At 53.7% G+C, this 7,514-nt stretch carries 7 protein-coding genes and 1 pseudogene; 1 reads left to right on the top strand and 7 read right to left on the bottom strand.

Going from position 1 to position 7,514, the window contains the following annotated elements; all coding sequences use genetic code 11:
* Together AC2FIS_RS23035 and AC2FIS_RS23030 are read right to left on the bottom strand one after the other, a co-directional pair.
* Nucleotides 1–67, bottom strand: a pseudogene (locus tag AC2FIS_RS23035) (sugar transferase); the annotation flags it as partial.
* A 91-nt stretch (nucleotides 68–158) separates the two neighbouring features.
* On the bottom strand, nucleotides 159–434 hold the full coding sequence (locus AC2FIS_RS23030; protein WP_496775601.1) for a hypothetical protein: 276 nt from the start codon (nucleotides 432–434) through the stop codon (nucleotides 159–161).
* Nucleotides 435–783: 349 nt separating this feature from the next.
* Between AC2FIS_RS23030 and AC2FIS_RS23025 the strand changes: the two genes are divergently transcribed.
* Nucleotides 784–1,944 (top strand): nucleotide sugar dehydrogenase, encoded by a 1,161-nt coding sequence (locus AC2FIS_RS23025; RefSeq protein ID WP_496775600.1) that lies wholly within the window; start codon nucleotides 784–786, stop codon nucleotides 1,942–1,944.
* Between the two features lie 182 nt (nucleotides 1,945–2,126).
* Here the strand turns inward: AC2FIS_RS23025 and AC2FIS_RS23020 are convergent, their stop codons facing one another.
* The 5 genes from AC2FIS_RS23020 to AC2FIS_RS23000 all read right to left on the bottom strand — a co-directional run bounded on the left by AC2FIS_RS23020 (nucleotide 2,127) and on the right by AC2FIS_RS23000 (nucleotide 7,117).
* Complete coding sequence (locus AC2FIS_RS23020) at nucleotides 2,127–2,396, bottom strand: spike base protein, RCAP_Rcc01079 family (protein ID WP_496775599.1); 270 nt, start codon at nucleotides 2,394–2,396, stop codon at nucleotides 2,127–2,129.
* 171 nt (nucleotides 2,397–2,567) lie between these two features.
* On the bottom strand, nucleotides 2,568–4,016 hold the full coding sequence (locus AC2FIS_RS23015) for a mannose-1-phosphate guanylyltransferase/mannose-6-phosphate isomerase (RefSeq protein WP_496775603.1): 1,449 nt from the start codon (nucleotides 4,014–4,016) through the stop codon (nucleotides 2,568–2,570).
* A 173-nt stretch (nucleotides 4,017–4,189) separates the two neighbouring features.
* The gene (locus tag AC2FIS_RS23010) at nucleotides 4,190–4,867 is read right to left on the bottom strand and encodes a metallophosphoesterase family protein (protein WP_496775602.1); all 678 of its coding nucleotides are present in this window, start codon (nucleotides 4,865–4,867) and stop codon (nucleotides 4,190–4,192) included.
* A gap of 165 nt (nucleotides 4,868–5,032) precedes the next feature.
* Nucleotides 5,033–5,473, bottom strand: a complete 441-nt coding sequence (locus tag AC2FIS_RS23005) for a hypothetical protein (protein WP_496775598.1) — start codon at nucleotides 5,471–5,473, stop codon at nucleotides 5,033–5,035.
* A gap of 528 nt (nucleotides 5,474–6,001) precedes the next feature.
* The gene (locus tag AC2FIS_RS23000; RefSeq protein WP_496775597.1) at nucleotides 6,002–7,117 is read right to left on the bottom strand and encodes a Hint domain-containing protein; all 1,116 of its coding nucleotides are present in this window, start codon (nucleotides 7,115–7,117) and stop codon (nucleotides 6,002–6,004) included.
* Nucleotides 7,118–7,514: the final 397 nt, after the last annotated feature.

The raw sequence follows: 7,514 nt of genomic DNA, 5'->3' as shown, positions 1-7,514 counted from the left end.
GAGCCGGGCGCATCGAACGAAACTTGTACGCCGTGAAAGCTGAGCAATTCTGACCCATGCGCTCCTGTGAGAAAAATTAGCAACGCAGGCGACATCGCAAAAAGAAGACAGCGCGCCCTAAAGGCGCGCTGTCTTCTTTTTAGGTCAGGGCGAAGGCTTTAGTTCGTGCCCGTCGTGCTTGTGGTGCTGTTTGTTGACCCGCCGCCTGCTGCTGCAGCTATGCCTGCTGCTGCCGCGACCGCGCCCAAAGCAGGGGCAACCAGCGGTACAAAACCAGTAACGCCGGCTGCTGCTGCACCACCAGCTGCCGCACCACCCGCGCCTGCACCGCCGCTAGCACCTGCGCCACCCTGAGCCGCACCTGCAGCCCCGGTATCCTGTGCATGTACGACGGTAACCGAAAGGACCAGCGAAAGAAGAGACGCTCTGATCATCCTGAATCTCCAAAATCAAGTATTTTCTGACCGTTACCACACAAGTTTCGGCCTGAGAATGCCGAATTCCTGAAAATTGCGAGGAATTTTCGCTGCGCGATCAATTTGCTTTTTCTTGGGATTTTTCCACTTTCACCTCAGAAGAAATTTTGAAATTGAGCAGGTTTGGTGTGCCTAAAATGGATCTGGCTTTGCTGCTGGAACGTATTTGGCGCTGGCTTGCCTCAAGCAGCTCAGACACTAACGAAAATTCGGTTTGATGGCGTATGAGGCACACATGCGCATTTACAATCGACAAGCAATAAAGCAGGTGAAGAACTCACCAGCTGGCGAATAAGAGGGCAAAGGAATGAAGATTGCGGTTGTAGGTCTCGGATATGTGGGATTGTCCAATGCCGTGCTGTTGGCACAGAACCACGATGTCACGGCAATCGACATTTCTGAAGAGCGGGTACAAATGGTTAATTCCGGCCAATGCCCCATCGTCGATGCCGAACTGGAAGATTTTCTTGCCAACCGAACGCTTTCGCTCAGGGCTACTACGGAACCGGCCTTCGAAGATGCCGAATTCGTCATCGTGGCAACCCCGACGAATTATGACGCCAAATCCAACTACTTCGACACCTCAAGTGTCGAAGCCGTCGCCAAGCAGGTGAATGCGATCAACCCCACGGCCACCGTCATCATCAAATCGACGATTCCGGTTGGGTATATTCAGTCGCTGCGTTCCGATCTGGCCAGCGACAACTTCATTTTCTCACCGGAGTTCCTGCGTGAAGGGCGCGCGCTTTACGACAATCTGCACCCGTCCCGCGTGATCGTCGGCGAAGTTTCGGACCGGGCGCGCGTATTTGCCGAGCTTTTGCTTGAAGGTGCCGTGACCAAAAATGTGGACGTCCTTTTTACCGACCCGGATGAAGCCGAGGCGATCAAGCTGTTTTCCAACACCTACCTCGCCATGCGGGTGGCCTTTTTCAACGAGCTGGACAGCTACGCAATGGCCGGTGGCATGAACACCCGCCAGATTATCGAAGGCGTCTCGCTGGATCCGCGCATTGGTAGTCACTACAACAATCCGTCCTTCGGGTATGGGGGCTATTGCCTGCCAAAAGATACCAAACAGCTTTTGGCCAATTACAGCCATGTTCCGCAAAACCTTATTCGTGCCATCGTGGACGCGAACCGGACGCGGAAGGACTTTTTGTCCGATCAAATCCTGATGAAAGGCCCACGCGTCGTCGGTATCCATCGGCTGGTCATGAAAGTCGGCAGCGACAATTTCCGTCAGTCTTCCATTCAAGGCATCATGAAGCGGCTGAAAGCCAAAGGCGTGGAAGTCATTGTTTATGAACCGACCTTGGAGGAAGATGAGTTTTTCCGATCTCGTGTCGTACCCGATCTCGAAACCTTTAAGTCCGAAGCCGACTTGATCGTTGCAAACCGGCACAGCCCCGAACTTGAAGATGTCGCGAGCAAGGTGTTCACCCGAGACTTATTTGGCGCGGACTAAACGGGTTTCACCTGCTCTACGCTTTAGGCCATGGCCTGATTGACCTGCGTTAGTTGCGACCAAGCCCGGCGGATCGAGCTGGTTGAGGATGCAATTCGGTAGTGGTGTAATCCCAACCACAACGGTGCTCAGCCAAAACATCGGGGGTAGCTTACATTGCTACTGAAGATGTTGGGCTTCGTTTAGGTCAATACCATTGCATGGATGCCGGATGCTGTCGTGCCGGTTGCATGCACGCGTGTTGTCCCCACCGGCAAGATCGAAAAATCCGACACCTGAACTGTGCGGGTTTCACCCTGTATTGTCGTTAGAACAACCCTACCGCCGGTTTCGACGTAAAGACCGATCGCCACATCGGCCAGGTCGGAGTTGTCTGAAGCGACAACGGGAACAATATCGCGCGCAGGGCCGGACAGGCTGGAGGCTCGGTTGCTGAATGGATTGGTCGTCATTGTGCATTTCTCGCTGTCTGTGTCAGTCAGCGGCACGTTAGGTATTTCAGTTTAACGATCCGAAAGCGCGCCGCGCGTTGCGCCGTCAGTCAGGCCCAGAAAAAAGAGTATTTGCCCGGCAGAACACGTGATCCCCGCCGCGCAATTATCAATCATCGCCACACTGAAACCTCAGCCCTTGGCCCCCTGTCCGCGCGCGTATTTGTCTTCGTAGCGCACGATGTCATTCTCGCCCAGATACGTGCCGGTTTGCACCTCAATCAGAACCATTGGGACCGTTCCCGGGTTTTCCATTCGGTGCATTGCCCCAAGAGGGATGTAGACAGATTGGTTCTCGGTCACCAATTGCTCACGATCATCGATTGTCACGCGGGCTGTGCCCTCGACAACAATCCAGTGTTCGGAACGGTGGAAATGGCTTTGCAGGCTCAGCGATGCGCCGGGGTGCACATAGATACGCTTCACCTGAAAACGCTCTCCGACCACCAGGCTTTCGAACCACCCCCACGGGCGGTGGTCCTTTGGGAATTCCGTCGCCTGGGGCGCGTTTTTTTCCTTAAGTGCGCTCACCGCCTTTTTGACGTCTTGCGCCCGCGATGCATCGGCAACCAAAACCGCATCACTCATCGCCACGGCGATGATATTGTCCAGCCCGATACCCACGATTTCCAGCTGTTCGCTATCCGACCGCAAAAGGGTGTTCTGGCAATCAATCGCCGTTGCCCCCCCACTGGTCACCACGCCTTGCGCGTCGGGGCCGCTTTCGCGCCACACGGCGTCCCAACCGCCCAAATCCGACCATGCGGCACCAAAGGGTACAACCGACAAGTTCGTTGCCTTTTCCATCACGGCATAGTCGATCGAAATGTCTTCGGCCTGCGCCCAGCTTTCAGGGTCGAGACGTAGAAAACCCAGATCCTGCTTTGCTTTTTCCACTGCCGCCTTGACCGGCTCGATCATATCCGGGGCATGCGCCTGGAAGGCTGCGATGATGTCCGCCGCCCGGAACAGAAAAATTCCCGCGTTCCATTTGTAATTCCCGGCCTCAAGCATTTCGGTAGCACGGGCCAGATCCGGCTTTTCGACGAACTTCTTCAAGGGAACAGGCGCTCCGTCACCGTCTGAACCAGCAGCAAGTTCAAGATATCCGTACGCCGTTTCCGCATGTGTCGGGGTGATGCCAAATGTCACAAGTTTGCCTTGCGCAACCGCATCCAGACCCCGGGCAACGGCGGCCTGAAATTCAGCCGCATCCGGAACCACATGATCGGAAGGGGCAACCAACAGTACAGCAGCCTCATCCTTGGAATACGCATGCAGCGCGGCTGCCAAAACCGCTGGCGCTGTGTTGCGGCCCTCTGGCTCGATCATGATCGTGCCAGGATCAATTCCGATAGCCTGCAGCTGTTCCGCGACGATGAACCGAAAGTCCGAGTTGGTCAGAACCACCGGCGGTTCAAACTCCAATCCCGCGTTTGCCCCCGACAACCGGCGGGCAGATGCCTGAAACAGGGTCTCTTCACCGACCAATGGAACGAATTGCTTAGGATAGCTCTTTCGGGACAAAGGCCAGAGGCGCGTACCAGAGCCTCCGCAAAGAAGGACAGGACAGATCAACATAAAAATGCTCAATTAATTGACGCGGTTCCTAATTTTCCTATTGAAACCGTCATGACCTGACAAGGCTTGGCCGAAAAAAAGGATGTCCTGTGCCACGAACTTGGGTGAGGGTCCAAAGCTGTGTGCCATCGAAAATTTTGAGTGTTTTCGACCCTATTTTAGCTGGAATGGCACTAAGGGCGGGCACTGATGAATGTAGGCTCTCCACCGTCCAGGCAGACGGCACTCAGGACGCCGGTGGCAAAGGCGCCGGTATCCACGGCAATCCGTCCGCGCCGCGCTGTGGCTTGGTCGACAATTGTGTGACCGAAAACAACCCAAACACCGTCTCGCCTGTCGGTAGTTCGAAATTCCGGATGGCCCCACATTAGGGTTTTTTCGGATTGCTGATCGGGGGACGTATTTGGATTTGCACCAGCATGCGCCACAAGGACGTTTCCGGAATAGTCAAAGGCCCTTAGTTCTGTGATCCATCGGACCAGCTCAGGTCCCATTTCCGCCAACAGATTGTCTCGGCAGGCGACCAGCTCGGCGGCGGTCATCTCGGCGCGCACGTTCCGCACACCAAATGAGGCCAATGTCTGCAGACCACCATAACGCAGCCACCGCGGACCATATTCCTCAGGGTCACGCAGGAAATTCAACATCATGTCTTCGTGGTTTCCCTTCAGACAGATGAAATCCGGGCGGTTTTGGATCAGACGCAGAACGTCAGCACTGTTTTCGCCGCGATCGACATAATCTCCGACAAGGATGACCCGATGATCCTTTGGAATCTTAGGTAACAGATTCTGCAACTGCCTTATGCAACCATGCACATCACCAATGACACAGGTCGGCCTGTCCGGCATCGGAGCGGGAAAGACCGCGCGTCGCCCGAAACGTTGAATCAGCGATGACAGCACGTTAAGGCGGCCTCCTGAGTGGCTACTGCGACCGGCTAGCATTGAATTCAAGGGCCGGTGGTCAAGACCCAAGGCGTCTAACATTTGCGCGCTGGTCTAAGCAAGCTTCATTCAGGCCGTCCGGCAGGCAGGAATTCCCATTCTGATGATCTCGGTGCCTTTTATCCTGAAAACGCCGTTGATGCGGTTACGCCCTTTTTCCATGAACCACGTCCTCAGCGGTTCTGGATAATACGCGGCCATGACCTGACTGAAATAGTCAAAGTCTTTTGGGGCAAGCCGCCGACCACCGCGCGAAGGTCCATGGAATCCAAATGTCGTGTCAGGGTTCACACAGGTTCCAGGAAGGCCCAGAAACATCGTGCAGGTCGAAAAGCAGACACGTCCCCGAATTTCGACCAGTATGCCGTTTTTCTGCAGGTTTTCGATCTCGATCAAACGGTCATGCAGATATCCACCTCGGTCGCTGCCAACGACCATCAACCCTTCGGCAAACATGGGTGAAGGGAAAGAGGTCGCCGAGGTCAGCACTCCTGCAAACAACGCCGCCATCATAGCTTTGATTCCGCGGTGGGTAGGTTTGCAATTTGCTCTGGCCGGCGCTCGCTGAGGGCCAAAGAGATTCCTTTTATCCAGCATTTCGAAGCCTCCGATTCCAGTTGCGGACCGGATCAGAGGTAGAACTGCGTGGTGCGTTCCCTGTGAGCGGGAAAAGTCAAAATTATGTTTTAAATCAAAAGTTTAGATATAGTTTTCTTAAACTTATTTGATTGCCGGCTGCTCTATCACCGGAGTTGGTTCAGCTGAAAAGCGGTTCTCACCGCAACCCAATCCAGTTGGCATACGACGGTGGTTCAGCTCTGATTCACAAATGCAGTAGGGACTTCGTTTGTATCGGCAACAGCGGCGCAGCAACTCGAACCCACATTGCACTTGGAGAACATATTAGCAGAAATTTTCAATCGCGTCCAAAAGCCGGAAGGGATGAAATTGAATTGCACCGCCCAAGCGATCATCAAGCGATCCTTCGGCGGCGTTCTTAAATCTCAAAAGTGGAGTAAAAAGGTCTGAGAAAGATGATCAGCTAAAAAGAGGTTTGTTGTTCACCTGGTGCCGTTCCACCAACTTACGCATATGCTTGCCCTTTTTGGGAATGTAGCGTGCAGAAAGCGCCTCGAACTGCGGATCGCAACATTCGGGAAACAAGTCTTTGATTTCTTGCCGGGCTTCTGCGGATACGGTCCTGAGTGCCTCTGGGCCGGTAAACAAGCTTTCCGTCAGCGCCCCGTTGGACCAGATGAGCTCATGCCGATCGAAAAGTATGTGGAAATACTCGACGCTACCCGCAGTGTCGGGCAGAAGGTCGATGCCTTCCAAAGGCAGCAGCTTTTTCGCCGGAATCAAAACATCCTGACACTCAAACATGCGCATGGCGACAGCTGACGACACCAAAATGCGGTGCTGCTGCGACACAATCAAATCCTGCTTTGGATACCCATCACCCAACGCATTCGCTCGGATCAGGATAGGTCGAAGCCGTGGCTGAGCTTCAAGCTCAGCCCGGCTCAGATTACGCGATCCGACCCAACGAACCGGTTTAAATCCATGATCGTGGGTGAGAACCTGATCGCCGCCCCGCAGATCCTCTATCGGAACTGGCCCTTCCTGTGTCTCGATCAATGTTCCGGCCGCAAAGCACAAAACGTCCACAAACTCGCCGTCTGCGTTTGTGGGGCCGGTCACGGACTGGCCGATGGTAATGGTGTTCGATCCGGTATCGTTCCAAGCGTCTGCAATTGCGGCGGAATTTACCGTCATTCCGTTGAACAATTCCAGCGGTACAAGCGCGCCGTTATCTGCTTTCACGCCAAAGAGCTGGATTGTTCCGTCCGGTTCAACGACCAAACGAACAACCGGTTCACCGTTGGTGTTTCCAAGCTGCCAAACAGCTGGTGTATCGATTTCGTACCTGTCCCCGTCAGCAAAGCGAACAGTTTGACCCTCGGTACCATTGACTTGTCGTTGGAATTGCAGCTCATTCGGCGCACCTGCGGGTCCACCAACAAACAAATCCACACCATTGATCTGCAGGCTAAAGCTGTTGTCGAGAGAGTCGAAATCAATAACAAAACCGCCACCAGGAGAAGTATCGGTGAACGTAGTACCACCGCCGCCAGAGATGTTGAAGTTTGCCATGTTGCTTTCGCACCTATTCCGAAAAGTTAACGATTTTTTAACCGCTTACGCCGACTTATCAGATTAAGATATTGGCTTGTTTCTCATCATTGAGGAAGAGGCTTTTTAGAATTTCTATTGCCCTGTCACTTTCATGACCGTTTGCAACGGAGTTTGCAGTATCGATCGGATGTGGTTCGAGGCTTGAAGCCTAGGTCATTCAGGCGCCCATGACAGGGTATTTTTTGCGTCCTTATGCCACTACAGTGCTTCCCGTTTTGGTGGCTGAACGCAAAGTACTTTGCATGGAGCGAAGTTAACTGCCTGATAAATCGCGATTATTACGGTTTTATGATTTGAACCTACGACCTTCAGGTTATGAGCCTGACGAGGTGAGGACGTTAAGCAATTGATTCGT

The organism is Ruegeria sp. CDSB113, from assembly GCF_059611045.1.
This window is presented reverse-complemented; position numbering and strand designations above follow the sequence as displayed.